Genomic DNA, 25,354 nt, shown 5'->3' on the forward strand with positions numbered 1-25,354 from the left:
ACTATGGCGAAGGAAGAAATGTATCATATCGCATTGGACGATTATGAACACGGCATTATTATCCGTTCTCTCAACGACGAGAAAACAGATTTGATGAACGAGGGCAAATCTACCGATGCGGTGGACGACCTTATCATCAAGGTCGGAACTGCCCCAAAGAAAAAGTTCAAAGTTATCGAAAAGGAACGCTCCTGTGAATCGAGATAACGAGAGGCAGTCTGCTATTATTCTTTCCGTCATCGGTATTATCCCGGTCGTATGGCTGGCACTTCTGATTGCACCCTCTGTAAAAGGAGGATTGCCGGAAATACTGCCGAGCCTATTAACAGCGTTCAACGAACCATTTCATATTGAGCTATGCGAGGACAGCCTAAAAACTGTCCTCGTTTTGCTTCTCTGCTATGCAATGGGTATTGGGATTTACTTCTCAACACAGAAGAATTACCGAAGGCGTGAAGAACACGGTTCTGCAAAATGGGGCAATGCAAGAGCCGTAAACAAAAAATACAGACAGTCTCCGGCTTCTGCAAATAAGCTGATGACGCAAAATGTCTGTATCGGACTCAATGCGAAGAAACACCGAAGAAACTTAAACACCCTTGTGTGCGGCGGTTCGGGAGCCGGTAAGACAAGGTTTTACTGCAAGCCGAATCTTATGCAGTGCAACACATCATTTGTCATTCTTGACCCAAAGGGCGAAATTCTCCGAGATACCGGAAAGCTGCTTGAAAGCAAAGGCTTTGAAGTCCGTGTTCTCGATTTGATTTCAATGGAGAAAAGCCATTGCTATAACCCGTTTGTCTATTTGCAGAATGACAACGATGTGCAAAAGCTCGTGACGAACCTTTTTAAGAGTACCACTCCGAAAGGAAGTCAATCACAAGACCCCTTTTGGGATACCTCGGCTTCAATGCTTTTGCTTGCACTTGTATTTTATCTTCATTATGAAGCACCCGAAGATGAACAGAACTTTGCAATGATAATGGAAATGCTCAGAGCCGGTGCGATTGAGGACGAGGAGGACACAAGACCTTCTCCTCTTGATGAACTGTTTGCGGAATTGGAGATGTCGAATCCCGACCACATTGCTTTGAAGTATTACCGTTCCTATCATTCAGGTGCGGCGAAAACCTTAAAGTCCATACAGATAACCCTTGCGGCAAGACTGGAAAAGTTCAACCTTGAAAGTCTTGCTTCTTTAACCACCACAGACGAGCTTGACCTCCCGTCACTCGGAGAGAAAAAGGTCGCTCTGTTCGCTTTGATACCGGATAACGATTCCAGCTTTAACTTCTTGGTATCTATCCTTTACACACAGCTTTTTCAGCAGTTGTTTTATGCTGCCGACCATATTCACGGCGGCTCGCTTCCCGTTCCCGTTCATTTTTTGATGGACGAGTTTGCGAATGTTTCACTCCCTGATGACTTCGACAAAATTCTTTCGGTTATGCGTTCCCGTGGGGTATCGGTAAGTATTATCTTGCAGAACTTGGCACAGCTTAAAGCCTTGTTTGAAAAGCAATGGGAAAGCATTGTAGGTAACTGCGACGAGTTTTTATATCTCGGCGGCAACGAGCAAAGCACCCACAAATATGTGTCCGAGCTTCTCGGCAAGGAAACCATTGATACCAACACTTTCGGAAAAAGTACCGGTCGAAGCGGCAACTACTCCACAAATTATCAGATTAGCGGTCGAGAGCTTCTTACTCCTGATGAGGTTCGTATGCTTGATAACCAATATGCAATTCTGTTTATTCGTGGAGAACGCCCCGTTATGGACTTCAAGTACGACATCTTGAAGCACCCGAATGTGGCACTTACAACCGATGGAAAGGCTTCTGCATATAAACACGGCGAAGTGACCATCAAGCACTCATCAATTTCCGTTCTTTCTATTGACCCGGAAGAACTTCCGGAGGAAAGCTACGGAGAAACCAATTACGAACTTCTGTCCGATGAGGATTTTGAAGTGAATAAAAACTTATTTTAACGGAGGAAAACACAATGAACATTTTTAAGAAGAACAACGAAAAGAAAACTACTCAGAAGCTGCCTATGACCGGAAAGGTTCAGAAAGGCTTCCGTGCTTACTGCGCCGTAATCGCAGCAGCAACTCTTGTTTGCGGTATGAGCGTTACCGCTTTTGCCGCCAGCGACCCGATTACCGTAGTCAACAATCTGTCCGATTTCATCTTCGGTCTTATCCGTGCCATCGGTCTTATCCTGCTTGGCTTCGGTATCGTTCAGGTCGGTCTCTCTTTGAAGTCTCACGACCCGTCTCAGAGAGCCAACGGTTTCCTGACTCTTGCAGGCGGTATCATCATTACCTTTGCAAAGGAAATCCTTACCCTTATTACCGGTTAAGAGAACACAGTTATCAAACGGGGCATACCTGGCATTTCAGGTATGCCCCTAATCTTAAAGGAGGTGCAAACAGATGAGTGATAACTGGGTAGTTCAGAACCTCGAAAATGCCCTTGAAACTTGGAACAGCAAGCTTTCGGAAATATGGCAGTTGCTAACCACTTCGCCGCAACAGTTCAAAGGCGGCAGTATTTGGTCGGTAATGGTGAATATCAACGGAGCAGTTCAGGCTATCGGTCTTGCCCTGCTTGTTCTGTTTTTTGTTGTCGGTGTGGTTCGCACCTGCGGAAGTTTTACCGATGTAAAGAAACCGGAACACGCATTAAAGCTGTTTATCCGCTTTGCCATTGCCAAAGGTGTGATTACCTACGGGCTGGAGCTTATGCTTGCCCTGTTCGACATCGTACAAGGTACGATTTCAACCATTATGACATCTGCGGGATTCGGTACGCCCAATCAAACAACTTTACCTGCTGAAATGGTAACAACCATTGAAAGCTGCGGATTTTTTGAAAGTATCCCATTGTGGGCGGTTACTCTTATCGGCGGACTGTTTATCACGGTCTTGTCGTTCATTATGATAATGACGGTGTACGGACGATTTTTCAAGCTGTATATGTACACTGCTCTCGCTCCGATACCGCTTTCCACATTTGCCGGAGAACCGTCGCAGAATGTGGGTAAGAGCTTTATAAAGAGCTACTGTGCCGTTTTGCTTGAGGGAGCAGTAATTGTACTTGCTTGTATCATCTTCTCCCTATTTGCTTCTACGCCGCCGGTAGTGAACCCTGACGCAGCAGCCGTTACTCAGGTATGGGCATATATCGGCGAACTGGTATTCAATATGCTTGTGCTTGTCGGTGCGGTTAAGATGAGCGACCGAATTATCCGTGAAATGATGGGCTTATAACGGGAGGTTCTCTGATGAAGAAAAACAAGAATAATAACGATAGATGGCAGGGCTATACGCCTGCCGACTGCGACTGCAAATATTGTGTGTATTACGGAGGAAAGAAAAACGGCAATGTGATTTGCCTTGCGGACACCTGCGTCTGCTCTGATGAAATCCGTCACGCAAAACAAGCATATCGCAGAGAAAGGAGCTTTTGATGGAAGTCAAAATTAACCGAGAGATACGAAATTACACAGAGTCAATGTTTTTTGGACTGTCGCTCAGACAGTTCATTTTTTCTGTCCTCGCCTGTGCGGTAGCGGTAGGACTTTACTTCCTCCTAAAACCGTACCTCGGAACAGAAACTGTATCGTGGGTGTGCATTTTGGGAGCTGCCCCTTTTGCGGCTCTCGGCTTTGTGAAATACAACGGAATGACGGCTGAGAAATTTATATGGGCGTGGATAAAGTCCGAGTTCCTTATGCCGAAAAAGCTGGTCTTTCATTCCACCAACACCTATTACGAATTGATGAAACCGACAATCGAACAAAAACAGAAGGAGGCTTATAAGAACAATGATTAAAACTCTTACAAACCTGTTAAAGCAGGACAAAGAAAAGTTCGTAGTACCAAAGGGCGTACAGGATTGTATTCCCATTACCGCTATTTATGATGACGGCATTTTCCGTGTAGGCAAGGACAAGTATTCCAAAAGCTTCAAGTTCACGGATATTAACTATGCCGTAGCGAGCCGTGAGGATAAGGAAGCAATGTTCCTTGAATACTCCGAGCTTCTCAACTCTCTTGACAGCGGAGCTACTACAAAGCTGACTATCAACAACAGACGGCTTAACCGTCTTGACTTTGAGAAAACCATTCTTATCCCCGAAACCGGCGATGAGCTTGATGTTTACCGAGAGGAATATAACAAAATGCTTCTCGACAAGGCAACCGGGGCAAATGCCATCGTTCAGGATAAATATGTTACTATCTCCATCAATAAAAAGAGCGTGGAGGACGCACGAACCTATTTTGCCCGTGTCGGTGCTGACCTGATTGCCCACTTTGCAAGACTCGGAAGCAAATGTGTGGAGCTTGAAACCGATGAGAGACTGAGAATTGTCCACGATTTCTTCCGTGTCGGGGAGGAAACCGCCTACCACTTCAATATTAAGGAAACGAGAAAGAAGGGACACGATTTCAAGGATTATGTTTGCCCCGATACAATGGAATTTGAAAAGGACTACTTCAAAATGGGAAACCGTTACGGGAGAGTCCTTTTTCTTCGTGAGTACGCTTCCTATATCAAGGACAGTATGGTAGCCGAGCTTACCGACCTGAACCGCAACCTGATGATGTCCATTGACATCGTACCTGTTCCTACCGATGAAGCGGTGCGAGAAGCAGAGAGCAGACTGCTTGGGGTTGAGACGAATATAACCAACTGGCAGAGAAAGCAGAATCAGAACAATAACTTTTCCGCTACCGTTCCGTATGATATGGAACAGCAGAAAAAGGAAATGAAGGAGTTCCTTGATGACCTTACCACTCGTGATCAGCGAATGATGTTCGCTGTACTCACTATGGTTCATACTGCGGACTCCAAAGAACAGCTTGATAACGACACCGAAGCTCTGCTTACTACGGCAAGAAAGCATTTGTGCCAGTTTGCCGTTCTCAAGTATCAGCAGATGGACGGACTGAATACGGCTATGCCCTTTGGAACACGCAAGATTGACGCATTCAGAACCCTTACCACAGAAAGCCTTGCGGTCTTTATTCCCTTCAGGGTTCAGGACATTTACCACGAAAACGGCATTTACTACGGTCAGAATGTCATCAGTAAAAATATGATTATTGCCGACCGCAGACAGCTACTCAACGGCAACTCTTTTATTCTCGGCGTATCCGGCGGCGGAAAATCCTTTGCGGCAAAGGGTGAAATTGAAAATATCATTCTTTCCTCCAATGCAGATGTTATTATCATAGACCCTGAGCGAGAGTATTCGCAGCTTGTAAAAGCTCTCGGCGGCGAAATAATCAATATTTCCGCTACTTCTCCGAGCCATATCAATGCGATGGATATGAACAAGGAATACGGCGACGGAGCAAACCCGGTTATCCTGAAATCCGAGTTCATTATGTCCCTTTGCGAACAGCTTATCGGCGGTACAAACCTCGGAGCAAAGCAGAAATCTATCATCGACCGTTGTACGGCAAGTGTTTACCGAGACTATCAGCAGAGAGGATATACCGGTACTGTTCCTACCTTGCAGGATTTTCGTGCGGAGCTTTTGAAACAGGACGAGCCGGAAGCAAAGGAAATCGCCCTTGCTATCGAGCTGTTTACTCACGGTTCTTTGAATACCTTTGCAAAGCCAACCAATGTTGATACGGATAACCGACTTATCTGTTATGACATTCTTGACCTCGGCAAGCAGCTTATGCCTATCGGTATGCTTGTCGTCCTCGACTCTATTCTGAACCGTATTACACAGAACCGTGCTAAAGGTAAGCAGACCTTTATCTTCATTGATGAAATCTACCTCCTGTTCCAGCACGAGTATTCTGCAAACTTCCTGTTTACGCTTTGGAAGCGTGTAAGAAAGTACGGCGCTTATGCCACCGGCATTACACAGAATGTGGACGACCTTTTGCAGAGCCATACAGCGAGAACTATGCTTGCAAACAGCGAGTTTTTGATTATGCTCAATCAGGCGTCAACCGACAGAATTGAGCTTGCAAAGCTCCTTAACATTTCTGACCTCCAGCTTTCGTATATCACGAATGTTGACGCAGGACACGGATTGATTAAGGTCGGCAGTTCGCTTGTGCCGTTTGCAAATAAGTTCCCGAAGAATACGAAGCTGTATAAGCTGATGACAACCAAACCGGGCGAGGGTGCATAACCCTTGCCCTATTCTGTAAATGAGAAAGGAAACACCTATGAAAAACAAAATCTATATTGCCATAATCTGTGCTTTCAGCATTGTATTTGCCGTCAGTTCAGGTTTTCTCATCAAGCACTATTGCGACTCTGCAAAGCAGGCTGAGATGTACGACAATCTGATTGAGGTTGTGGAGACCGAGCCTGAAGAAACCACAGAGCTGATGAACTACTCCGAAGAAAAGACCTTTATCCCGGAGTATCAGGAGCTTTATCTGCAAAATAACGATATGGTCGGCTGGATTAAGGTTGAGGACACAAAAATCAATTATCCCGTTATGCAGTCAAAGGACAACCCGAACTTCTATCTGAAGCACGGCTTTGATAAGGCATACACCGACTACGGCTGTCCTTATGTTCAGGAAAACTGCGATATGGAACTGCCAAGCGACAATATCATTATCTACGGTCATCATATGAACGACGGCTCTATGTTCGCCGGTCTTATGAAATTCAAGGACAAGAGCTTTTGGGAAAAGCACAAAACAGTATCCTTTGATACGCTGACCGATAGACAGACCTATGAAGTAATTGCCGTGTTCAAAACCGTAGTATATACGGATAGTCCCGACAGCTTCAAATATTATCAGTTCGTCAATGCGGACACCGCCGAGGATTTCACTGCCTATGTTGAGAAGTGCAAGAAACTGTCGCTTTACGAAACCGGCATAACCGCCGAATACGGCGACAAGCTCCTGACCCTTTCCACCTGTGAGTATTCCCGGACAAACGGCAGACTTGTTGTAGTGGCGAAGCTAATAAACGAATAATACAACAGGTAGTTCAGCCTGCATAGGAAGGAGGGATTGTATGGCTGATATTAAAACGAAAGACAATGCAAAAGGTACGATACGAACAATAGATAAGGCTGCCGTCGCAACCCAACGAATGAAGCAGGCGTATATCGCAACAAAAGAAAAGGCGGAGCGGTCGGTAAATGCCAACAGCAGTTCTGCCGAGGAATACGCTTCCGATAAACTGGAAAGCGGTATTGACGAGGTGTTTCACGATGGTGCCTATGCGTTTGACAAGGCGGGACGAAAGGGACTTGAAACCACAAAAGAGAATATCCGCACCGCAAAGGACGGTATTCAGCGTTTCAAGCAGCAGCGAGCCGAGCAGTCTTTGAGAAAACAGGCTTCGCAAAACACAAGCTCTGCGATTAAGACTGTCGATAAGGCGGAAAAGACCATAAAGCAGTCTGCCACTTCCTCCGGAAAGAAAACCATTAAGTTTGCCGGAAAAGAAGCAACAAAGACCGCACAGAAATCGGTTAAGACGGCTGAGCAGACTGCAAAGACTGCGATAAAAACCAGTCAGCAAGCGGCAAAAGCGGCACAGAAAACAGCTCAGGCGACAGTTAAGGCTTCGCAGAAAGCGGCACAGGCGGCAAAAGCCACAGCCAAAGCAACAGCCGCTACGATTAAAGCCGCAGCCAAAGCCACCATTGCCGCAGTAAAAGCAATCATAGCGGCGGTAAAAGGTCTTATTGCCGCTATCGCTGCCGGCGGTTGGGTTGCGGTGGTAGTAATTATTGTGCTATGTCTTGTAGCCTTGATTGCAGGTTCTGTGTTCGGTATCTTCTTTTCGGGAGAGGATTCCGGCACGGGAATGTCAATGCAGACAGTCGTTCAGGAAATCAATCAGGAATATGATGACCGATTGGAACAGGAAAAGAACTCTGTAAGCTATGATGTGCTTGAAATGAGCGGAAGCAGAGCTGTTTGGAAAGATGTTCTTGCGGTCTATTCTGTTAAAGTGAATACCGACCCCGACAATCCGATGGAGGTTGCTACGGTTGATGAAACCAAGAAGCAGCTACTGTCGGATATTTTTTGGGAAATGAACGATATTTCTTCCCGAACGGAAACGAAAACCCATACCGAAATCGAAGAAAGCGACGACGGACACGGCAACATCGTACAGACCGAAACCACAGTAACAGAAACTTTCCTGTATATCACGGTATCGCACAAGACCGTTGATGAAATGGCGGCTATGTACGGATTTAATCAGGAGCAGAAAGAGTATCTTGCCGAGCTGCTAAAGGACGAAAACAATCAACTATGGTCTCAGGTGCTTTACGGTATCGGATACAGCGACGACCAAATCGTAACGGTTGCCTTGTCACAGGTGGGTAATGTAGGCGGTCAGCCTTACTGGTCTTGGTACGGATTTGACTCCCGTGTAGAATGGTGTGCCTGCTTCGTCTCTTGGTGTGCTAACGAGTGCGGATATATCGACGCCGGTATTATTCCAAAGTATGCCGGCTGTGTAAACGGTGTACAATGGTTCAGAGACCGAGGACAGTGGGCAGACGGTTCGTATGAGCCTTCGCCCGGTACAATCATTTTCTTTGACTGGGAGGGCGACGGTGTGACAGACCACACCGGTATTGTTCAGAAATGCGAAAACGGTACAGTCTATACCGTTGAGGGCAACTCAGGCGACACTTGCAGAACCAAAACATACCCTGTCGGAAGCTCTGTTATCTACGGATACGGTATTCCGGCATATTAAAAAGATGGCTGCTCGTTTGAGTAGCCATCAAGTACATTATGAGAAATCAGGTATTTACTCAAGAACAAATATAACCTTCTGAAGCCTTTGTCCCAACAAGAGAAATATGCGGATATATACCATTGACAACATCTTCATAGAATTTACGACCGATTCTTGCAGATGTAACTCTATTTGTGAAAAAGTCTCTAAAGTGGTATGTGCCGGGTAATAATGAAGGAACAACAGCAACAATAAAAGCGTTATATTCATTTTGTTCCATTTTGTTAAGTTTTATCATCAGTGTTCACCTCCTTGTTGATAAGCCTGAATTTGTAAATGGAATTCTGAGTTGTTACTAATAGATTGTTCTTTTTAATATAATAATCATCACGGGAACTAATAATTCCCAAAGAAGTAATTGGTTTAAAATCATCGTCAACAGGATGCCAAACAAAGAATTGTCTGTTTCCATTCTTAAGAATATAGATAACACCGTCTTGACCTATATATCTATTTCTCCAAGATGTAGAATGTGAATTATTATTCTTATCACAAGACTCTATATATGTGACAAAATAGACATCAACAATTTCATCTGCCGTTTTCAAATAATCCATAACATTTTTTCTTTCGCTTGACTTTAGTATCTTTCATATTGCTTGATATTATTGTGTAAAATATCACATACTCTAAATCTGTCAGAACAGTTTTCTATTATGTTCTTTAAATATAGGCTTAATGTGATTTTTTGACTTCGATTTAGATTTGACCACTTTTCCGGTGGTAACAAAGCACTTACAATGAATTTGTCTCCAACTTTTTTGTTATTAAGTTCTTGATTCATAATTTGTTTCATTTCTTCTATATCTATCTTTTTAATTTCCTCGGCATTTTGTCCTAAGTATAATAGTACACAATACTTTTGGAATGCAGAGGGGGTCATTCCATATTGCTCGCATTCATTAGATATTAGAGCAAATTCTTCCTCACTGTAACTGGTGTATACTCTCGACACTTTTAATCACCTCTTTTACTCCTAAAATTGTGAACTGCACACTTCACATTGTTATAATACACTATTACTTGAAAAAAGTCAATAAAAAAATAATGGCTGCTCGTTTGAGTAGCCATCAAGTACATTATTCAAAATCAGTTATTTCTCTATCTTTCAGATAGACATTGTGCGTGTGATAAGTAAAACACATCAACAAATCGCTGTCTCTATTATCTTTTGCTTTGAACATAGAAAAGTCGTCGGACAGGATAAAAATAAGTCCCAGCAGTTTCTTTATATATCCATTATATGAAGCATAGTTCATATAGCTTCTCCTGCAATAACTATAAACAGAACCTATCAATCTTACTGCAAACGAGGAACTACTTTTCCAAGTTATTTGCCAAGTCAGATTGCAAAAATCTTTATAAACCGTATGAATACAGCCGAGTCTACAGCCACAGTCGAGCTTGCTTGTGGTAAAAAAAGCGAGGACGCACATTGGGAAAATCTGCTTACCTATTGCAAGCAGGGAAACATTCAGGCTATGTTTGATGAATATGCTCATTTAATTACAAACGGTTTAGACGCAGACAATAATTTGGTTGATAACTTACACTATACAATAGCAAGTTCTATGGATGTGAGAACCACAATATACACTATTGATACATTCAATGCGTTTAAGGCAAGAGCAAATGGAACAAAGGAAAAACCAACTGCTATTCGTTCTCACTTTGCAGTTGCCTTTACTAAAGGAGATGGAAAAGAAAAGGACGCAGACAGAAAAAAGAGCGTTAGAAATTCTTTCAATTCTCCATTTAGACCATTTGTTTTAGCATCTACTTCCATAGGACAAGAAGGATTGGATTTCCACAATTATTGCCGAAGAATTGTGCATTGGAATCTGCCATCAAATCCGATTGATGTAGGACGGATTTTGCGGACATTCAAAATAAAAAAGAATGTGGAGGTAACAGACAATGGCAAAATCATTATTTGAGGAACTGGGCGGCAAATACGAAAGGCAAGGGGATTATTTGATACCGTGCTTAACTGTACCCGCCGAAGAAGAACAGGCAATAGGCATCTGGGGGCAACGGCATTTAGATTATCTAAAACAGTACCGTAAAGTTACATACACCAATCTTCTTACAAGCGGCAGGCTAAACGCCTACCTTGCCGACATCAACAGACAGGCACAGGAACGCTTTGAAAGGCTCATAGAGGGTATGAAACAGGCACAGGGCATAACGGAACAGCTAAAGGCAGAAAACGCCTTAGAATGGACAGGATGCCTCAATAACATAAGGGCTTGTGCGAGGGAGATTGTGGAAAAGGAAATTATTTTTGCATAAACACTTGACAAATAAAGGGTTAAGGAGTATAATTAGATTCAGTATTATACAAGGAGCTAATAAATATGCGGCAAGGTATTCTTAAATAAACTGTCAATTTGATAGTGGGAACAAAAAGTAGCAGTCCCGTTTCACTTTTAATATGGGGCTTAGTTTTTTGTACCCAGTTTAAGAATACTTTTATCATGTAATTTTATATGCCCGAAAACATATAAGTGTTTTGGGGCTATTGGAGTTATTTACCCAGTGATAGGAGTATTTATCACTGGGTATTTTTATGCCCTTTTTTGGGTGTTGATAGGAGGAAAATCACATGAAAATAATTAACTTAGGCATTCTGGCTCACGTTGACGCAGGAAAGACAACATTAACGGAAAGTTTATTGTATACCAGTGGTGCAATTGCAGAACTAGGGAGCGTAGATGAAGGCACAACAAGGACAGATACAATGAATTTGGAGCGTCAAAGGGGAATCACTATCCAGACAGCAGTGACATCTTTTCAGTGGGAGGATGTAAAAGTCAACATTATAGATACGCCAGGCCATATGGATTTTTTGGCGGAAGTATACCGTTCTTTATCCGTATTAGACGGAGCAGTATTATTAGTTTCTGCAAAGGATGGCATACAGGCACAGACCCGTATACTGTTTCATGCACTACAGATAATGAAGATTCCGACAATTTTTTTCATCAATAAAATTGACCAAGAGGGGATTGATTTGCCAATGGTATATCGGGAAATGAAAGCAAAGCTTTCTTCGGAAATTATAGTGAAGCAAAAGGTTGGGCAGCATCCCCATATAAATGTAACGGACAATGACGATATGGAACAGTGGGATGCGGTAATTATGGGAAACGATGAACTATTAGAGAAATATATGTCAGGGAAACCGTTTAAAATGTCAGAACTGGAACAGGAAGAAAACAGGAGATTCCAAAACGGAACGTTATTTCCCGTTTATCACGGAAGCGCTAAAAACAATCTGGGGATTCGGCAGCTTATAGAAGTAATTGCCAGTAAATTTTATTCATCAACGCCTGAAGGTCAATCTGAACTATGCGGGCAGGTTTTTAAGATTGAATATTCAGAGAAAAGGCGGCGTTTTGTTTATGTGCGTATATATAGCGGAACATTGCATTTGAGGGATGTTATTAGAATATCTGAAAAAGAGAAAATAAAAATCACAGAGATGTGTGTTCCGACAAACGGTGAAATCGTCCCGGCTGACCATGCCTGTCCGGGAGAAATTGTTATTTTAGCTGATGATACTTTGAAACTGAACGATATCCTGGGAAATGAAAAACTCCTGCCTCACAAAACACGGATTGATAATCCCATGCCATTACTTCGGACAACGGTAGAGCCGCAAAAGCCGGAGCAAAGGGAAGCCCTGTTAAATGCCCTCGCAGAGATTGCTGATACAGACCCTCTTTTGCATTTTGACATTGATACTGTTACCCATGAGATTATGTTATCTTTTTTGGGGAATGTGCAGATGGAAGTCATTTGTGCCATCCTTGAGGAAAAATATCATGTGGAGGCAGAAATAAAAGAGCCTACTGTTATATATATGGAAAGACCGCTTAGAAAAGCAGAATATACCATCCACATAGAAGTCCCGCCAAATCCTTTCTGGGCTTCTGTCGGGTTGTCCATAGAGCCGCTCCCTATTGGAAGCGGAGTGCAGTATGAAAGCAGAGTTTCACTTGGATATTTAAATCAATCGTTCCAAAATGCGGTTATGGAGGGGGTTCTTTATGGCTGCGAGCAGGGGCTGTATGGATGGAAAGTGACAGACTGTAAAATCTGTTTTGAATATGGATTGTATTATAGTCCTGTAAGTACCCCCGCAGACTTTCGGCTGCTTTCCCCTATCGTATTGGAGCAGGCTTTAAAAAAAGCAGGGACAGAACTATTAGAGCCATATCTCCACTTTGAAATTTATGCACCGCAGGAATATCTCTCACGGGCGTATCATGATGCTCCAAGGTATTGTGCAGATATTGTAAGTACTCAGATAAAGAATGACGAGGTCATTCTGAAAGGAGAAATCCCTGCTAGATGTATTCAAGAATACAGGAACGATTTAACTTATTTCACAAATGGGCAGGGAGTCTGCTTGACAGAGTTAAAAGGATACCAGCCAGCTATTGGTAAATTTATTTGCCAACCCCGCCGCCCGAATAGCCGTATAGATAAGGTTCGGCATATGTTCCACAAGTTAGCTTAACAGCTTGCAAAAGTCATATAAAATGAGATTTGAAAGGAGAATGTAACTTCATGTTTGCTAAAAATTCAAAGGCATATTCTGTCTACCTGCTGTTCCGATTTGTCTGTTCCCTGGCGGTTTCTATGTCCACAGTGCTTTCCATCGTGTACCACCTGGAGGTGGTGCAGCTGGATGCTTTCCAGCTTGTCCTGGTAGGGACGGTTCAGGAGACCTCCTGCTTTCTGTTCGAGATGCCCACCGGTGTGGTGGCGGATTTGTATAGCCGTCGGCGCTCGGTGCTGATTGGAATGTTCCTCTACGGCCTGGGCTTTCTGATGGAGGGTGCGCTACCGTGGTTCGCGACGGTTCTGCTGGCCCAGGTTGTCTGGGGTTGCGGTGATACCTTCATCACCGGCGCTCTGGAGGCGTGGATTGCCTCGGAGGAAGAGGACAAACCCATAGACAAGGTGTTCCTGCGGGGCAGTCAAATGGGGCAAATCGGCGGCGTTCTGGGCGTGGTGCTGGGCACACTGCTGGGAAACATAAACCTGCAAATGCCTGTCATCTTGGGGGGCAGTTTGTGCTTGTTGTTGGGGCTGGTGTTGGGTCGCATCATGCCAGAAACCAACTTCTCCCCTGCTATTGAGGAACGGCAGGGCTTGCTTAAAGACTTTGTCTGCCTGTTCAAGCTCAACCTGGGCTTTGTGAAAGGCGCACCTGTGTTGCTGACGCTCTTAGCAATCACACTATGCGGGGGACTTGCCAGTGAAGGCTTTGACCGGCTCTCCACCGCTCATTTTCTGGATGACACGGTAATACCCGTTATCGGGCCGCTGAACAGCGTCACTTGGTTCGGTGTTATCAGTCTTATCGGCAGCGGCTTAGGTATTCTGGCTTCTCAGTTGCTCATCGCCCGCATGGAGAAAAAAGGGACTGTCAGCCGAACCAGTGTGGTCATGTCCACCAGCGCCGGGTATATCCTGTGCCTGGTTCTCTTCGCGGTGGGGCGGAGCTTTTGGTTCATGTTGTTGGTGTTCCTGCTGGCGGGGCTTATGCGCACCATCAAGGAGCCTGTGCTGGCCGCCTGGATGAACGACCATGTGGATGAGAAAATGCGCGCCACAGTCTTTTCCACCAGCGGACAGCTGGACTCTTTAGGGCAGATCATCGGCGGGCCTATTGTGGGGCTGGTAGCCCAGCAGGTGTCCATACCCTGGGGGCTGGTCTGTACCGCTTTCCTGCTGTTGCCCGCGCTGTTCTTAGTGCCGGTGGCGGGAAAGAAGCGGGATTGATATGGCATAGTTAAGTTTACTGACGAGCGGGAGATTACTTCCGCTCGTCTTCATTTAGTAGCGCAAAATTTGAGGACTCTTTATTTCCTTATTCGGTATAGCGGAGGCGGCTGTCAATTCGACATAATTTTCTTGTGATACTTTACCGTACATGAGCATTTGTTTCGTATTTGAAAGAACAAACTCACCAAATAAAAAAAACGATATTCGGGTGGGTTATTTTGTTATACCCTAAATTACCCTCTGAATTTGTTTTTAAATTTGGAGGGATTTTTTTATGTCCTTTTTTCGGGCAGTTATCTATCTGCTCATACGAAGCAAAATTTATCAATACATAGCATATCAGAGAACGGCAGGAAACCAGTTAAAAAAATTTCTGCCAGTGCAACGGTACTTCTCACCTTGAAAGTAGAAGTACAATCTCCATACAATAGAATTACTATTTCCTATAACCGTAAAGGTCACAGAGCCTTTGCGGTTTTTCTTTTGTCGATTTTTGTTGGAAAGTGCCGTAGGGCTGTTTCTGATATGCGGTGTCGTTCTCCGCCTCTCCATCTGGATTTTTTACATTTCAAAAATTCAGATGGGAGGTATTTATGGTGAAATATGCACCAAGAAAGGTATATATCAGAGAAAGTGGCGGCTATGTGGAATTATCCTACACGGAGTTCTGCCGTTGCAGGGAATCCGACCAGACCTATATGGACAAGCTGTTTATCCCCATTCAAGGCTGTCTGCTTGAAGTCGTGAGGGAGCAATACACAGACTTCTACCGTGACAAGGAACGGTGGCGTTATCTGCAAAAATTAGATACAAAGAATAGACTGCTATCTCTCGACGGATTTACGGACAGCGAGGGGAATCCTCTGGACTTTATCACTGATGAAGCGGTGGACATTGCAGAAACCGTTGTCAATGCGGTCATGGTGGACAGGCTGAAAGCCGCCCTGCCTTTGCTGTCGGATAGTGAACAGGAGCTGATACAGGCAATCTTTTTTGACGGACTTTCCGAGCGTGAAGTCGGGGCGAGGTTGGGCATAACCCAGAGCGTTGTAAACAAACGCAAAGCCAGAATCCTAATAAAACTAAGAAAGATAATAGAAAATTAAAATTTAAGGCGTTCAGCCCCCTTGTTTTTTCCTTTGGGAAGATGAGGGGGCTTTTCTCTGCCCTCTCAATCAATTCTGATTGGAGGAAGTAAGAATGGCATACAACCACGGACGGGAGGACAGGAAATGGCGTATCTGGAAAGAAGCGGAGAAAAAGCTGCTGCGTGAGTGCGGCGTTGATGAAGCGACCATTGAGCAGATACGCATGGCGGACAGGGCAGACTTCAATTCCAACAGGCGGTTTTACCGATGGACGAATGACGTTGCGGAATATCTTGAGGACATGGCAGGCAGGGAGCGGCAGGCGGAAGTGGGTACGGTTGCGGAGTTACTGGAAGAGATTGAGAGCGAAAATCTCTATCAAGTATTAGTCACGGTGGACGGGCGTACCTTGAAAATCGTCCTGCTGAAAATGCAGGGGTATTCCACAAAGGAGATTGCCCCGCTTGTGCATTTGACGACTGGTGCCATCTATGCGAGGTTAGACCATCTGCGGAAGAAGCTGCGGAAAATTTTATAGCTTCTAAAACAGCCTGCCATCCTGCGGGCTACTGGGTGAGGGATGGAAATCCCCTCACTCATTTTTTGCAGGAGGACAACAGGATGGCATACAGGGTTAAGGCATGGGAAGAACCTATGAGTCTATGATGGAGGAACTGGAAGTAATAGAAATTCTTTCTACTGCTTATGATGGTGACGAATTTCCGGGTTATGAGAACATAAGATTGAGTTTTTCACAACTGGAAACGATTATTCGGAATAAACGCAGCGGTTGGCTTGATGCTTTGAGAAATCAAAAAGCAGTTTATCTTATAACTGATACCAGCAACGGAAAAATGTATGTTGGCTCGGCAACTGCTCAGTATGGAATGTTGCTTCAAAGGTGGACTAACTATATAGACAATGGACACGGTGGGAATGTTGAACTTAAACATATTGTTGACACCAAAGGGTTTGATTATATAAAAGCAAATTTTCAGTATTCAGTATTAGAAAACTATAACGCACGAATGGATGATAATTACATACTGAGTCGTGAAAAATGGTGGAAAGATACCCTTTGCACAAGACAATTCGGATATAATAAAAACTGATAAAAATTAGACCGTCAGATCTCATTCGAGACTTGACGGTCTTATATTTTTTTACTGTATTTAAGAAAATCGTTTTGGTGTTCCTGTTTGCGAAGTTGATAGCCTTGTGCAATCAGCGTATCTACTTTCAGAGCAATTAGGTTTATGTCGGAACACATTGCCCGTGCAATCTGCTGAATGTCATAGCCGTTTTCAATGTATTCCAAAATGGTGTCGTCCGGGAGCGAAGCCTGAGAAGCGAAGATATTTGCTTCATACTCCATACGGTTCTCTCTCATATCAAAGATGTTGAACTCTTTGAACCCGCCGACAGCAACCGCTTCTTGCCTGTGGAGAACATCGTGTCCGATTTCGTGCCATAGCACTATCTGTTCCACGACCGGGTGCATACCGTTTTTAAGGAAAACAAAGCGGTTCTTCAGAATGACCTTGTATGCTCCACGCTGCTTTTCAAAATCTCGGTAGATAATATTGATACCAAGCTCTTTTGCGACCTTGTACGGGTCACGAGTACCGCAACGGTCAATGAGCTTGTTGACGATTTTCACAATTTCAGCCGTAGTGTAATACCCCAATCCGGCTCACCTCCCATATTATAGTATATCGGATATTTACCCTATAATAAATTATAAACTATTGTGTGTCCCATATATTGGACTTAGTTCACTGTGAGGATTACTCGTCTTTGCGGTATTTCTTCGGGGTGTATTTTTTATTGTTCTTCTTTGCAATAAGATATGCTTCCTGAATAGCGTCAACCATTTCACGCATATCTTCGTCAGCCATTTCGCCGCCGGCAAACAGACCGGTAACTTCTGCAAGCAACTCCTGAGCCTGTCTTGCCCCTCTGCGTCCGTATTTATCCTCTACATCGGCGATGAAAGCGTCATCCTCAGACAGCAGATAATTCACATTTACATTTAATGCTTCTGCCAGCTTCTTGTATCTTTCCGTTCCTCTCGGACGGGATTTATCATTTTCATAAGAACAAATTACACGTCGGGTTACGCCTATTTTTTCAGCCAATTCATCCTGATTAAGACCGAGTTTAGTCCTCTCTGCTTTGACTTTTTCACCGAATGTCATCTTTGATTTCACTCCTTAAAAGAATATTTACAGTTTAACTTCTCATTTACTCTTGACAAGTACACTTAAACTGCGTATAATAAGAAACAGGAAGTTGAACTACTCATAGTTTACACTAAACTTCCCAAAATGTCAAGGGGGGTTCAAAAAATGTTACGAAGCATACTTCATTGTGATATGAACAACTTCTATGCCAGCGTCGAATGTATGCTCGACCCCGCATTGAAGAAATATCCGATTGCTGTCTGCGGCTCTGTGGAGGAACGACACGGTATCGTGCTTGCAAAGAACTACAAAGCAAAGGCTTTTGATGTGAAAACCGGGGACGCAGTATGGCAGGCTAAACAGAAGTGCAAGGACTTGGTTGTAGTGCCGCCCCATTATGAGGAGTATATCAAATACTCAAAGCTTGCGAGAAGCGTTTATGAGCGATATACCGACCAAGTTGAACCGTATGGTATGGACGAGTGTTGGCTGGATATTAGCGGGACAGAAAGCCTTTTCGGTTCGCCGGAAAAGGTGGCAAATGAAATTCGTGAAACGATGAAGTTTGAACTCGGCTTGACGATTTCTGTGGGTGTTTCCTTTAATAAGATATTTGCGAAGCTCGGCTCGGATATGAAGAAACCGGACGCAGTAACCGTTATACCAAAGGATACATTCAAAGAAAAGATTTGGGGACTTCCTGCCGCTGACCTGCTCGGTGTAGGACGGGCAACCCAGCGAGTGCTTGACAGCTATTGTATTCGTACCATCGGGGATTTAGCGAATAACGACCCTGAGTTCTTACGCAGAAGATTAGGAAAGAACGGAGTAGTTTTATGGAACTATGCCAACGGCAACGACCTTTCCCTTGTTGCCAAGAAAGACTTCGTTTCTCCTATAAAAAGTGTAGGACACGGTATAACAACAGTAGCAGATTTAGAGAAACCGGAGCAGGTGTGGCCCGTGTTTCTCGAATTAACCCAAGACATCGGACACAAGCTCCGTGTTCACGGACTGAGTGCAGAAGGTGTCGCAATACATATTAGAGACAACACGCTCAATACAAGGCAATGGCAGACGAAGATTGCACTTCCTACACAGTCTCCGATGATTATTGCAAAGACCGCTTTTCAGTTGTTTGAAAAAAGATATGGGTGGAATAACCCTATCCGTTCTGTGACAGTACAAGCCATAAATCTTATTCCACAAGACACGCCCCGTCAAATAGATATGTTTATGGACGCCGCAAAGCAGGACAAATTGGAGCGAATGGAAAAGTGTGTTGAAGAAATCAGACGGCGTTTCGGAAAGGACAGCATAAGGAATGGGGTTCTGTGTCAGAACTTGCGGCTACCACCGGAAAAAGCCGAAATCACTATGCCGACAGGTATGGTTGGTTAAGGAGGTCTAAATGTGATTGACGAAAAAGAGGTTACGGCTTATGTTACGATGCCCGACTGCTTTTTGCAGGGGTGCAGCGAAGATATTGTTATCTTTCGTGCGGACGGCGGAAACCATTTTACCGACTACGGTATATATGAGGGAATGTTTCTTTTCTTTGACCGGAAAAAACGCTTTAAGAAAGGAAGGCTTTCCTGTTACATCAATACTGCCGGAGATGACCGACCCAAGTACAGGGTGTCGGATAAGAACATCGACGGATACAAGCACTTGGGAAGATTAGTTTTGACTTTGAGAAATTACGAGGAATAAAAATGGAATCCGAAAGAAGAAAAGTTTATGTTGAAGTAAATGTAACACATAGACCTGATGGAACGGCTCGTCCGAACTTCATCAAGTTTGAGAATGATGAAAAATATGAGATAGACCGTGTAATTCAGAAATGCCGTGCGGCTTCCACCAAAGTCGGAGGAACCGGTATCCGCTACACGGTACAGATTTGCGGCAAGCCCACATTTCTGTTCGACGAAGAAAACGGAAAGTGGTTTGTAGAAGCAAAATCCTAATGGTAGGAGGTTTTGTAACTTGAAACATTTATCGAGATTTGACATCGAAGCGATTGCCGACAAGTATGTTCAGGCATATATGGCACTTCCCGATGTCCGTAACACACAAATATACAGAATTGACCCGGAGCTTCTCTTGGAGAAGGTTCTCGGATTGAATGTCGAATACCAGCACCTATCTTATGACGGTAGTATTCTCGGAATGACCTCATTTACGGAAATGGGTGTTCAGGTATTTGAAGATGATGATAACGAAGCCTTTTTCTTTTTGGATGGAAAAACCGTTCTCGTGGAAAAGGACTTGAACTTTGACAGCAAGCTGAAAGGCAGAAAGAATTTCACCTTAATGCACGAGGGCAGCCATCAGATATTTAAGATGTTGTTCCCGAATGATTACGGTGTGACACAGAAATCTGCCGGAGTACATTATTACAAGGCAAATTCCGAGAGAAATAAGCCTATATCCGATTGGGAGGAATGGCAGGCAAATACGCTTGGAGCTGCTATCCTTCTTCCCGAAAACCTTATAAAGCAGGGAATGTATCTGTTCAGTCTTGGAGAAAAGATTGAGTGTCTGAACAAAATATACTATCCGAGCGTATATAAGAGATTTGATGCACTTGCGGATTTTTTAGGGTGTTCCAAAAAAGCACTTGCTATACGAATGAAACAGCTCGGACTTTTGAAAAAGGAGTATCTTGATAATCCTTTTGATTTGGTTACGGTTTATCCGGAGGTGAGCGAGCTATGAAATCGTTGGAACAAAAGATAATCGTAAGGTGCAAAAACTGTGGCTGGCGTATTTTTGACAAGGTAACAATGACAACAGGCGTGATTGAACTGAAATGTCCGAACTGCCACAGAGTAGTAGAGGTTGACCTATCCCTACGCAAGGGAACAGTCAAGTACAGATTAACAAGAAGTAGTAACAGAGCGAACAATTAAATATCGGACAGATGTACCGAGCCACGAGTCCTTGAGCGAAAGCTCTTGAGTCATCAAATTGCCGGACGCTGAGAATTAAGGGATAGAAATATCCTAATGTTCTTGGTGTCCGGCTTTTTTGTCGCTCCCGAAAGGAGCAAGACCGTGACATATAAGTGGCTGGCGTATATCGCCAAGTATCCGTAATCTCCGAATTTTTGATTTCAACCAAATTCAAAAATTCAAATTTAAGGAGATTACGACAATGACAAAACTTACATTAGAACAACAGGAATTATTATTTGCGAACGACTGCAAGCTCATTAACCTGCGGTATGAATATCACGGCTACACCGGCACGGAGAAATGGGCGATTGTAACAGAACTGGCGGAAGAAGAATTGTGGGTTAAATACCCTGATGTTATCCGTCGGTACACTCCGTTCATTCTGCTTTCTATGGCTCAGGGCGAAGTGATAACGGAGTATCAGAACTACGAAGCAAGAGAGAGAATGAGAAGGCTTCTTTTCGGACACGCATTTGACATCAATGACGGAGAATTTGAAGTGCATCATCCGGAATTGGCAGTCGATACAGACCCAATCGAAGAAATAATGCTGAAAGACAATATTAAGCGACTTCGGGAGGTTTTGTGTTACTTAAGCGAAACACAGAAACGCAGAGTTTTTAAGTATTTCTTCTACAACAAAACACTTGAAAAAATCGCAGATGAAGAAGGAGTCGATTTTACTTCTGTAAGGGAATCGGTAAACAGTGCAATAAAAAAGTTGAGGAAATTTTTCTAAAACACCCCCCAAAAACGCTCTCCCATTTCAAACAAGTGAAGGGGTTAATTCTAATCCGGATATGAATTACCTCAGAATAATCGAAAGCGAGGATTTACATATGAAAGAAAAAGAATTTAAGAATGTCAGATGGGGCGATATTTATTACTGCGACTTGGGGGTTACAAACGGTAGTGTGCAATCGGGAATGAGACCGGTTCTTGTGGTTCAGACAAATCGCTTAAATGAAAGCAGTCCTACGGTCGTTGTAGCCGCTATAACGGCTGTTAAAAAGAAAACGGCAATGAATACTCATATTGAGCTAAACACGGATTGTGGCTTAAAAGAGCCGTCGATGGTAATGCTTGAGCAGCTACGCACCGTGGATAAAGCCACAGAGCTTGATAATTTTGTCGGAAGAATTACCGACGCAGATAAAATCAGCGAAATCAAGCGAGGATTGAAATTTGCAGTCGGTATTCCCGTTAAACCCAAGACAGAGCGTAAAGGCATTGTACTAAGTCTTTGCCCTCGTTGCAGAAGCGAGTTTCAGTCTATCCCTGAAAACATTGTAAAAAGACTTGACCCCTTTCAGGCAGATAAAGAGATGTGCGATAAATGTCAGGTAGGATACGGCTATGACTATATGATTTTCAAAAAGAACCATCATCACGCTAAGGGAGGTGTTGACAATGTTTGAAGATAAGATTGAAGCAATGAACAAACTACCCAACGCTGTTGATGATAGTTCCGGCTTTGAGAAAAGAGTTTATACGGTAGAAGAAATAATGGATATTCTCAGCATTGGAAAGAACACTGCTTATGCTCTCGTCAACTCAGGCGTTTTCCATTTTGTAAAGGTCGGCGGACATTACAGAATTTCCAAGAAGAGCTTTGACCGATGGCTTGATAATATGGACAGCGAAAGCTCCGGTTGTCAATTATGCGATTAAACCAATCGCATAATTAACAAAAACTCCGATTTTCAGTACCATATAGCCAAGTCACTTGGCTATATGGTAGTCAGAGTGGCAAATAAGAAATCGGGGGTAAACGGTAATGCGAAAGAAAATTGAAAAGAGCGATACTCGACTTCCTAATACATTCAGGCAGACTGAACCTGATATACGAGCATACACGGTAGATGATATACAGCACATCTTGAAAGTGAGCAGAACTACCGTCTATGAGCTGCTTAAAAGCAAGAAATTCCATAGCGTTCGTGTCGGAGGTCAATATCGAATATCTAAAAAGAGCTTTGAAAATTGGCTCAATGGCGAGAAAGGAGGTTCTGAAGATGGCATTTGTTAATATGTTCAATGACCGAGTGGAGCAGTTTAATCTCAGAGAGGAAAATGAACGCTTGGCAGAATTGTTCAGCGATGAAAAGCTTCAGGAGGAAGCACAGTGGCAAGCCTATTCTGTCAAGGAAATATCTCGGTTGTTTTCCATTTCCGAAGAAGAAGCACTGAAACTGATGAATTGCGGCTTATTCAAAACATACCGAGTCGGCAACGAATACAGAGCTTCAAAGAAAAGCGTTGAAGAAAATAAGAAAATCGTCAAGGCAGTTCTTACATATCAGGACAAAAAGACAATGTCTGTACCCGACGTAATGAGAATACTCGGTCTTGGAAAGACGGCTACATACCGACTCATCAATCAGTGCCGATTTAAGACCTATTTGGTACTGGGCAAAATGAGAGTTGATGTGGATAGCTTTGAAGATTGGTATGCAGGACAATTCCATTATGAGAAAGTAAACGGCGAAAGACCCGGTAAGAAATACGGCAAAACGCTCTCTCCTCTTACTGTTGCAAAGGTACTCGGCATTCCGAGAAGCACCGCAAATGACCTTATGAACGATGGCATTGTTGAGTTTATATGGGTTGACGGTAAACGCCGAATAAAAAGAGAAAGCTTTGATAAGTGGTACGCTTCGCAAAGTAAATACACTAAAGTTAAGGAAATCGAGGAGGTGGAGGGATATGTCGATTGAGGATAGAGTTCGTGAATTAAACGGCGGTACATATACAAAAAAGAGCTATTCCGTAGAGGAAGTTCAGTCAATCTTGGGTATTACCCGACAGACCGTATATAAGCTCATCAAACAGGGGTGTTTTCAGGCAGTAATGCTCGAAACCGGATACCGCATAATAAAGACCAGCTTTGATAAATGGCTGGATAATGAATAAGGAGGAACGACTATGGCTTCTATTGTAAAGAGAAAGAATCGATATTCCGTCGTTTATACCTACAAAGACGATGACGGAAACCAACATCAAAAATGGGAAACCTTTGATACAAACGCAGACGCTAAAAAGAGAAAAACTCAAATTGAGTTTGAACAGCAAAGCGGTACATTCATCATTCCTAATGCTACGACAGTTGCGGATTTGCTTGAAGAATACTGCTCCGTGTACGGAGTAAATAACTGGGCAATGTCAACCTACCGTTCAAAGAAAGGGCTTATGTATAATTACATCATTCCGCTTATCGGCGATGTGAAACTTGATGAACTGACTCCGAGACTTATGGATAAATTCTATCAAAGCCTTCTGAAAGTTAAGACCAAAGTGGTACAGAATAAAAAGCCTAAAAATGAGTATCTGACCGTACATACCGTAAGAGAAATCCATAAGTTTTTAAGGAGTGCCTTTAATCAGGCGGTAAAATGGGAGTTGATGACAAGAAACCCGGTTCTCAATGCAACGCTCCCGAAAGAGGAACATCAGAAACGAGAAATATGGACAGCAGAAACTCTTATGCACGCTCTTGAAGTGTGCGATGATGATATTCTCGCATTAGCCATCAATTTATCCTTTGCCTGTTCACTCCGTATGGGTGAAATGCTCGGTCTTACTTGGGATTGCATTGATATTTCGGAGGAAAGCCTGAAAGAAAACAACGCTTCCATTTTTGTAGATAAAGAGCTTCAGCGAGTAAACAGAGATGTAATGGAGGTGCTTGATAATAAGGACATTATCCGTGTCTTTCCGAGAACTCTGTCAAATACAAATACCTCCCTTGTTTTGAAAACGCCAAAAACTAAAACAAGTGTGAGAAAAATCTTCTTGCCGTCAACCGTAGCTCAAATGCTGTTAGAGAGAAAAAAGCAGATTGACGAAATGAAAGAGCTTTTCGGTGATGAGTATTTGGATTATGACTTGGTATTCTGCCATTCGTCAGGCAGACCGATGGAAGGTCAGGTAATCAACCGTGCTTTGAAAAAGCTGATACAGGACAACGACTTACCCGATGTGGTATTTCACAGCTTCCGTCACGCAAGTATAACCTACAAGCTGAAATGGAACGGCGGCGATATGAAATCGGTTCAAGGCGACTCAGGACACGCCCGAATGGATATGGTTGCCGATGTTTACAGCCATATAATCGACGAGGACAGGCGATATAACGCACAGAAGTTTGAGGAACAGTTCTACAACGCTAAAGGTCTCAAAAATGCGGAAGAAGGTAAAACTGCTCCAATGCCCAAGTTTGAAACTTCGGTTGAACTCCTTGACCCAATGGCAGAGGTTCAAAAAGAGAGCGAAGTTGAAAAAGAAAAGCCTGCTGAGAACAGTACAGATGAAAACGCCGCCTTGCTCACAAAACTGTTATCAAATCCGGAAACAGCAGCATTATTAAAGGCTTTAGCGAAAACAATTTAGTCATACAAAAAAGGCAATCCGTCAGGGTTGCCTTTTGTAATTCCTGAAAAATCTTGAAATCAAGAAGAAAAACCATTATAATATTTGAACACAGATTATTGATTTGCATAAGAGAATGCGTAAACTTCAAATGCGTTTCCTGTGATTTATGGGCTACAGATTAACTCAATGAT

At 43.4% G+C, this 25,354-nt stretch carries 33 protein-coding genes; 28 read left to right on the plus strand and 5 right to left on the minus strand.

Annotated elements, in window-relative coordinates; translation table 11 throughout:
- The first annotated feature begins 3 nt into the window (after window positions 1-3).
- The 9 genes from DWW81_RS05890 (at window position 4) to DWW81_RS05930 (ending at window position 8,723) form a co-directional block, all read left to right on the plus strand.
- Window positions 4-207, plus strand: a complete 204-nt coding sequence (locus DWW81_RS05890) for a hypothetical protein (protein WP_002606285.1) — start codon at window positions 4-6, stop codon at window positions 205-207.
- A complete protein-coding gene (locus tag DWW81_RS05895) occupies window positions 194-1,990 on the plus strand; it encodes a VirD4-like conjugal transfer protein, CD1115 family (RefSeq protein WP_117896541.1) in 1,797 nt (598 codons plus the stop codon). Before DWW81_RS05890 ends, DWW81_RS05895 begins: the two co-directional genes overlap by 14 nt.
- Before the next feature lie 14 nt (window positions 1,991-2,004).
- A complete protein-coding gene (locus DWW81_RS05900) occupies window positions 2,005-2,364 on the plus strand; it encodes a glutamyl-tRNA amidotransferase subunit A (RefSeq protein ID WP_014635894.1) in 360 nt (119 codons plus the stop codon).
- Between the two features lie 73 nt (window positions 2,365-2,437).
- Window positions 2,438-3,274 (plus strand): hypothetical protein, encoded by an 837-nt coding sequence (locus DWW81_RS05905; protein WP_003525214.1) that lies wholly within the window; start codon window positions 2,438-2,440, stop codon window positions 3,272-3,274.
- 14 nt (window positions 3,275-3,288) lie between these two features.
- The gene (locus DWW81_RS05910) at window positions 3,289-3,474 is read left to right on the plus strand and encodes a hypothetical protein (RefSeq protein ID WP_015573063.1); all 186 of its coding nucleotides are present in this window, start codon (window positions 3,289-3,291) and stop codon (window positions 3,472-3,474) included.
- Window positions 3,474-3,839, plus strand: a complete 366-nt coding sequence (locus tag DWW81_RS05915; RefSeq protein WP_015573062.1) for a PrgI family protein — start codon at window positions 3,474-3,476, stop codon at window positions 3,837-3,839. Before DWW81_RS05910 ends, DWW81_RS05915 begins: the two co-directional genes overlap by 1 nt.
- Window positions 3,832-6,165, plus strand: a complete 2,334-nt coding sequence (locus DWW81_RS05920) for a VirB4-like conjugal transfer ATPase, CD1110 family (RefSeq protein ID WP_015573061.1) — start codon at window positions 3,832-3,834, stop codon at window positions 6,163-6,165. The genes DWW81_RS05915 and DWW81_RS05920 overlap by 8 nt, the downstream gene beginning before the upstream one ends.
- Window positions 6,166-6,202: 37 nt before the next feature.
- Window positions 6,203-6,973 carry a class B sortase gene (gene srtB / locus DWW81_RS05925; RefSeq protein WP_015573060.1) on the plus strand — a complete coding sequence of 257 codons (771 nt, stop codon included), beginning with the start codon at window positions 6,203-6,205 and terminating at the stop codon, window positions 6,971-6,973.
- Window positions 6,974-7,013: 40 nt separating this feature from the next.
- The gene (locus DWW81_RS05930; RefSeq protein ID WP_015573059.1) at window positions 7,014-8,723 is read left to right on the plus strand and encodes a CHAP domain-containing protein; all 1,710 of its coding nucleotides are present in this window, start codon (window positions 7,014-7,016) and stop codon (window positions 8,721-8,723) included.
- A 58-nt stretch (window positions 8,724-8,781) separates the two neighbouring features.
- On the opposite strand, the gene DWW81_RS05935 is transcribed toward DWW81_RS05930, so the two are convergent.
- Genes DWW81_RS05935 through DWW81_RS05945 form a run of 3 tightly spaced genes read right to left on the minus strand, consistent with a single transcriptional unit; the run spans window position 8,782 to window position 9,720 of the window.
- Window positions 8,782-9,003, minus strand: a complete 222-nt coding sequence (locus DWW81_RS05935; protein ID WP_015573058.1) for a hypothetical protein — start codon at window positions 9,001-9,003, stop codon at window positions 8,782-8,784.
- A complete protein-coding gene (locus tag DWW81_RS05940) occupies window positions 8,990-9,322 on the minus strand; it encodes a hypothetical protein (RefSeq protein WP_015573057.1) in 333 nt (110 codons plus the stop codon). Before DWW81_RS05940 ends, DWW81_RS05935 begins: the two co-directional genes overlap by 14 nt.
- A 23-nt stretch (window positions 9,323-9,345) precedes the next feature.
- A complete protein-coding gene (locus DWW81_RS05945; protein ID WP_102364679.1) occupies window positions 9,346-9,720 on the minus strand; it encodes a hypothetical protein in 375 nt (124 codons plus the stop codon).
- Between the two features lie 415 nt (window positions 9,721-10,135).
- Between DWW81_RS05945 and DWW81_RS13220 the strand changes: the two genes are divergently transcribed.
- The 7 genes from DWW81_RS13220 to DWW81_RS05985 all read left to right on the plus strand — a co-directional run bounded on the left by DWW81_RS13220 (window position 10,136) and on the right by DWW81_RS05985 (window position 16,764).
- Window positions 10,136-10,702: a hypothetical protein gene (locus DWW81_RS13220; protein ID WP_181984645.1), complete on the plus strand. Its 567-nt coding sequence runs from the start codon at window positions 10,136-10,138 to the stop codon at window positions 10,700-10,702.
- On the plus strand, window positions 10,683-11,057 hold the full coding sequence (locus DWW81_RS05955; RefSeq protein WP_001129922.1) for a TnpV protein: 375 nt from the start codon (window positions 10,683-10,685) through the stop codon (window positions 11,055-11,057). Before DWW81_RS13220 ends, DWW81_RS05955 begins: the two co-directional genes overlap by 20 nt.
- Window positions 11,058-11,370: 313 nt before the next feature.
- Window positions 11,371-13,290 (plus strand): tetracycline resistance ribosomal protection protein Tet(O), encoded by a 1,920-nt coding sequence (gene tet(O), locus DWW81_RS05960; RefSeq protein ID WP_109215033.1) that lies wholly within the window; start codon window positions 11,371-11,373, stop codon window positions 13,288-13,290.
- Between the two features lie 50 nt (window positions 13,291-13,340).
- Complete coding sequence (gene tet(40) / locus DWW81_RS05965) at window positions 13,341-14,561, plus strand: tetracycline efflux MFS transporter Tet(40) (protein WP_117896542.1); 1,221 nt, start codon at window positions 13,341-13,343, stop codon at window positions 14,559-14,561.
- Between the two features lie 599 nt (window positions 14,562-15,160).
- The gene (locus DWW81_RS05975) at window positions 15,161-15,670 is read left to right on the plus strand and encodes a sigma-70 family RNA polymerase sigma factor (RefSeq protein ID WP_105116765.1); all 510 of its coding nucleotides are present in this window, start codon (window positions 15,161-15,163) and stop codon (window positions 15,668-15,670) included.
- Window positions 15,671-15,764: 94 nt separating this feature from the next.
- Window positions 15,765-16,190, plus strand: coding sequence for a sigma-70 family RNA polymerase sigma factor (locus DWW81_RS05980; protein WP_117896543.1), 426 nt, complete (start codon window positions 15,765-15,767; stop codon window positions 16,188-16,190).
- A gap of 103 nt (window positions 16,191-16,293) precedes the next feature.
- Complete coding sequence (locus tag DWW81_RS05985; protein ID WP_024721679.1) at window positions 16,294-16,764, plus strand: GIY-YIG nuclease family protein; 471 nt, start codon at window positions 16,294-16,296, stop codon at window positions 16,762-16,764.
- A gap of 41 nt (window positions 16,765-16,805) precedes the next feature.
- Here DWW81_RS05985 and DWW81_RS05990 read toward each other — a convergent pair whose 3' ends face one another.
- Together DWW81_RS05990 and DWW81_RS05995 are read right to left on the minus strand one after the other, a co-directional pair.
- Window positions 16,806-17,339: an ImmA/IrrE family metallo-endopeptidase gene (locus tag DWW81_RS05990; RefSeq protein ID WP_024721678.1), complete on the minus strand. Its 534-nt coding sequence runs from the start codon at window positions 17,337-17,339 to the stop codon at window positions 16,806-16,808.
- A 100-nt stretch (window positions 17,340-17,439) separates the two neighbouring features.
- On the minus strand, window positions 17,440-17,850 hold the full coding sequence (locus DWW81_RS05995; RefSeq protein WP_015573052.1) for a helix-turn-helix transcriptional regulator: 411 nt from the start codon (window positions 17,848-17,850) through the stop codon (window positions 17,440-17,442).
- Window positions 17,851-18,000: 150 nt separating this feature from the next.
- Between DWW81_RS05995 and DWW81_RS06000 the strand changes: the two genes are divergently transcribed.
- The 12 genes from DWW81_RS06000 (at window position 18,001) to DWW81_RS06055 (ending at window position 25,181) form a co-directional block, all read left to right on the plus strand.
- Window positions 18,001-19,236, plus strand: a complete 1,236-nt coding sequence (locus DWW81_RS06000) for a DNA polymerase IV (protein ID WP_015573051.1) — start codon at window positions 18,001-18,003, stop codon at window positions 19,234-19,236.
- A 12-nt stretch (window positions 19,237-19,248) separates the two neighbouring features.
- On the plus strand, window positions 19,249-19,548 hold the full coding sequence (locus DWW81_RS06005; RefSeq protein WP_024721677.1) for a hypothetical protein: 300 nt from the start codon (window positions 19,249-19,251) through the stop codon (window positions 19,546-19,548).
- 2 nt (window positions 19,549-19,550) lie between these two features.
- A complete protein-coding gene (locus tag DWW81_RS06010) occupies window positions 19,551-19,802 on the plus strand; it encodes a hypothetical protein (RefSeq protein WP_003525178.1) in 252 nt (83 codons plus the stop codon).
- 19 nt (window positions 19,803-19,821) lie between these two features.
- Window positions 19,822-20,553 (plus strand): ImmA/IrrE family metallo-endopeptidase, encoded by a 732-nt coding sequence (locus DWW81_RS06015; protein WP_024721676.1) that lies wholly within the window; start codon window positions 19,822-19,824, stop codon window positions 20,551-20,553.
- Window positions 20,550-20,747 carry a hypothetical protein gene (locus DWW81_RS06020; protein ID WP_074124429.1) on the plus strand — a complete coding sequence of 66 codons (198 nt, stop codon included), beginning with the start codon at window positions 20,550-20,552 and terminating at the stop codon, window positions 20,745-20,747. Before DWW81_RS06015 ends, DWW81_RS06020 begins: the two co-directional genes overlap by 4 nt.
- Window positions 20,748-20,991: 244 nt before the next feature.
- A complete protein-coding gene (locus DWW81_RS06025; protein ID WP_015573050.1) occupies window positions 20,992-21,531 on the plus strand; it encodes a sigma-70 family RNA polymerase sigma factor in 540 nt (179 codons plus the stop codon).
- 100 nt (window positions 21,532-21,631) lie between these two features.
- Complete coding sequence (locus DWW81_RS06030) at window positions 21,632-22,210, plus strand: type II toxin-antitoxin system PemK/MazF family toxin (RefSeq protein WP_024721675.1); 579 nt, start codon at window positions 21,632-21,634, stop codon at window positions 22,208-22,210.
- A complete protein-coding gene (locus DWW81_RS06035) occupies window positions 22,203-22,463 on the plus strand; it encodes a helix-turn-helix domain-containing protein (protein WP_015573048.1) in 261 nt (86 codons plus the stop codon). Before DWW81_RS06030 ends, DWW81_RS06035 begins: the two co-directional genes overlap by 8 nt.
- A gap of 106 nt (window positions 22,464-22,569) precedes the next feature.
- Complete coding sequence (locus tag DWW81_RS06040; protein WP_015573047.1) at window positions 22,570-22,821, plus strand: helix-turn-helix domain-containing protein; 252 nt, start codon at window positions 22,570-22,572, stop codon at window positions 22,819-22,821.
- Window positions 22,822-23,209: 388 nt separating this feature from the next.
- The gene (locus DWW81_RS13745; protein ID WP_347562001.1) at window positions 23,210-23,509 is read left to right on the plus strand and encodes a helix-turn-helix domain-containing protein; all 300 of its coding nucleotides are present in this window, start codon (window positions 23,210-23,212) and stop codon (window positions 23,507-23,509) included.
- Window positions 23,499-23,705: a helix-turn-helix domain-containing protein gene (locus DWW81_RS06050; RefSeq protein ID WP_015573045.1), complete on the plus strand. Its 207-nt coding sequence runs from the start codon at window positions 23,499-23,501 to the stop codon at window positions 23,703-23,705. The genes DWW81_RS13745 and DWW81_RS06050 overlap by 11 nt, the downstream gene beginning before the upstream one ends.
- Before the next feature lie 12 nt (window positions 23,706-23,717).
- On the plus strand, window positions 23,718-25,181 hold the full coding sequence (locus DWW81_RS06055; RefSeq protein ID WP_015573044.1) for a site-specific integrase: 1,464 nt from the start codon (window positions 23,718-23,720) through the stop codon (window positions 25,179-25,181).
- The last annotated feature ends 173 nt before the right edge of the window (window positions 25,182-25,354 follow it).

Origin of the sequence: Ruminococcus sp. AF17-1AC, from assembly GCF_003461385.1 — a bacterium.
Classification (GTDB): domain Bacteria; phylum Bacillota; class Clostridia; order Oscillospirales; family Ruminococcaceae; genus Hominimerdicola; species Hominimerdicola aceti.

Bases quoted from the DNA above. Each gene is read 5' to 3' on its own strand.
- DWW81_RS05890 (WP_002606285.1), top strand. From the start codon at position 4: ATGGCGAAGGAAGAAATGTATCATATCGCATTGGACGATTATGAACAC.
- DWW81_RS05900 (WP_014635894.1), top strand. From the start codon at position 2,005: ATGAACATTTTTAAGAAGAACAACGAAAAGAAAACTACTCAGAAGCTG.
- DWW81_RS05905 (WP_003525214.1), top strand. From the start codon at position 2,438: ATGAGTGATAACTGGGTAGTTCAGAACCTCGAAAATGCCCTTGAAACT.
- DWW81_RS05910 (WP_015573063.1), top strand. From the start codon at position 3,289: ATGAAGAAAAACAAGAATAATAACGATAGATGGCAGGGCTATACGCCT.
- DWW81_RS05915 (WP_015573062.1), top strand. From the start codon at position 3,474: ATGGAAGTCAAAATTAACCGAGAGATACGAAATTACACAGAGTCAATG.
- DWW81_RS05920 (WP_015573061.1), top strand. From the start codon at position 3,832: ATGATTAAAACTCTTACAAACCTGTTAAAGCAGGACAAAGAAAAGTTC.
- srtB (WP_015573060.1), top strand. From the start codon at position 6,203: ATGAAAAACAAAATCTATATTGCCATAATCTGTGCTTTCAGCATTGTA.
- DWW81_RS05930 (WP_015573059.1), top strand. From the start codon at position 7,014: ATGGCTGATATTAAAACGAAAGACAATGCAAAAGGTACGATACGAACA.
- DWW81_RS05935 (WP_015573058.1), bottom strand. From the start codon at position 9,003: ATGATAAAACTTAACAAAATGGAACAAAATGAATATAACGCTTTTATT.
- DWW81_RS05940 (WP_015573057.1), bottom strand. From the start codon at position 9,322: ATGGATTATTTGAAAACGGCAGATGAAATTGTTGATGTCTATTTTGTC.
- DWW81_RS13220 (WP_181984645.1), top strand. From the start codon at position 10,136: ATGAATACAGCCGAGTCTACAGCCACAGTCGAGCTTGCTTGTGGTAAA.
- DWW81_RS05955 (WP_001129922.1), top strand. From the start codon at position 10,683: ATGGCAAAATCATTATTTGAGGAACTGGGCGGCAAATACGAAAGGCAA.
- DWW81_RS05980 (WP_117896543.1), top strand. From the start codon at position 15,765: ATGGCATACAACCACGGACGGGAGGACAGGAAATGGCGTATCTGGAAA.
- DWW81_RS05985 (WP_024721679.1), top strand. From the start codon at position 16,294: ATGGGAAGAACCTATGAGTCTATGATGGAGGAACTGGAAGTAATAGAA.
- DWW81_RS05995 (WP_015573052.1), bottom strand. From the start codon at position 17,850: ATGACATTCGGTGAAAAAGTCAAAGCAGAGAGGACTAAACTCGGTCTT.
- DWW81_RS06000 (WP_015573051.1), top strand. From the start codon at position 18,001: ATGTTACGAAGCATACTTCATTGTGATATGAACAACTTCTATGCCAGC.
- DWW81_RS06010 (WP_003525178.1), top strand. From the start codon at position 19,551: ATGGAATCCGAAAGAAGAAAAGTTTATGTTGAAGTAAATGTAACACAT.
- DWW81_RS06020 (WP_074124429.1), top strand. From the start codon at position 20,550: ATGAAATCGTTGGAACAAAAGATAATCGTAAGGTGCAAAAACTGTGGC.
- DWW81_RS06025 (WP_015573050.1), top strand. From the start codon at position 20,992: ATGACAAAACTTACATTAGAACAACAGGAATTATTATTTGCGAACGAC.
- DWW81_RS06030 (WP_024721675.1), top strand. From the start codon at position 21,632: ATGAAAGAAAAAGAATTTAAGAATGTCAGATGGGGCGATATTTATTAC.
- DWW81_RS06035 (WP_015573048.1), top strand. From the start codon at position 22,203: ATGTTTGAAGATAAGATTGAAGCAATGAACAAACTACCCAACGCTGTT.
- DWW81_RS06040 (WP_015573047.1), top strand. From the start codon at position 22,570: ATGCGAAAGAAAATTGAAAAGAGCGATACTCGACTTCCTAATACATTC.
- DWW81_RS13745 (WP_347562001.1), top strand. From the start codon at position 23,210: ATGAGAGTTGATGTGGATAGCTTTGAAGATTGGTATGCAGGACAATTC.
- DWW81_RS06050 (WP_015573045.1), top strand. From the start codon at position 23,499: ATGTCGATTGAGGATAGAGTTCGTGAATTAAACGGCGGTACATATACA.
- DWW81_RS06055 (WP_015573044.1), top strand. From the start codon at position 23,718: ATGGCTTCTATTGTAAAGAGAAAGAATCGATATTCCGTCGTTTATACC.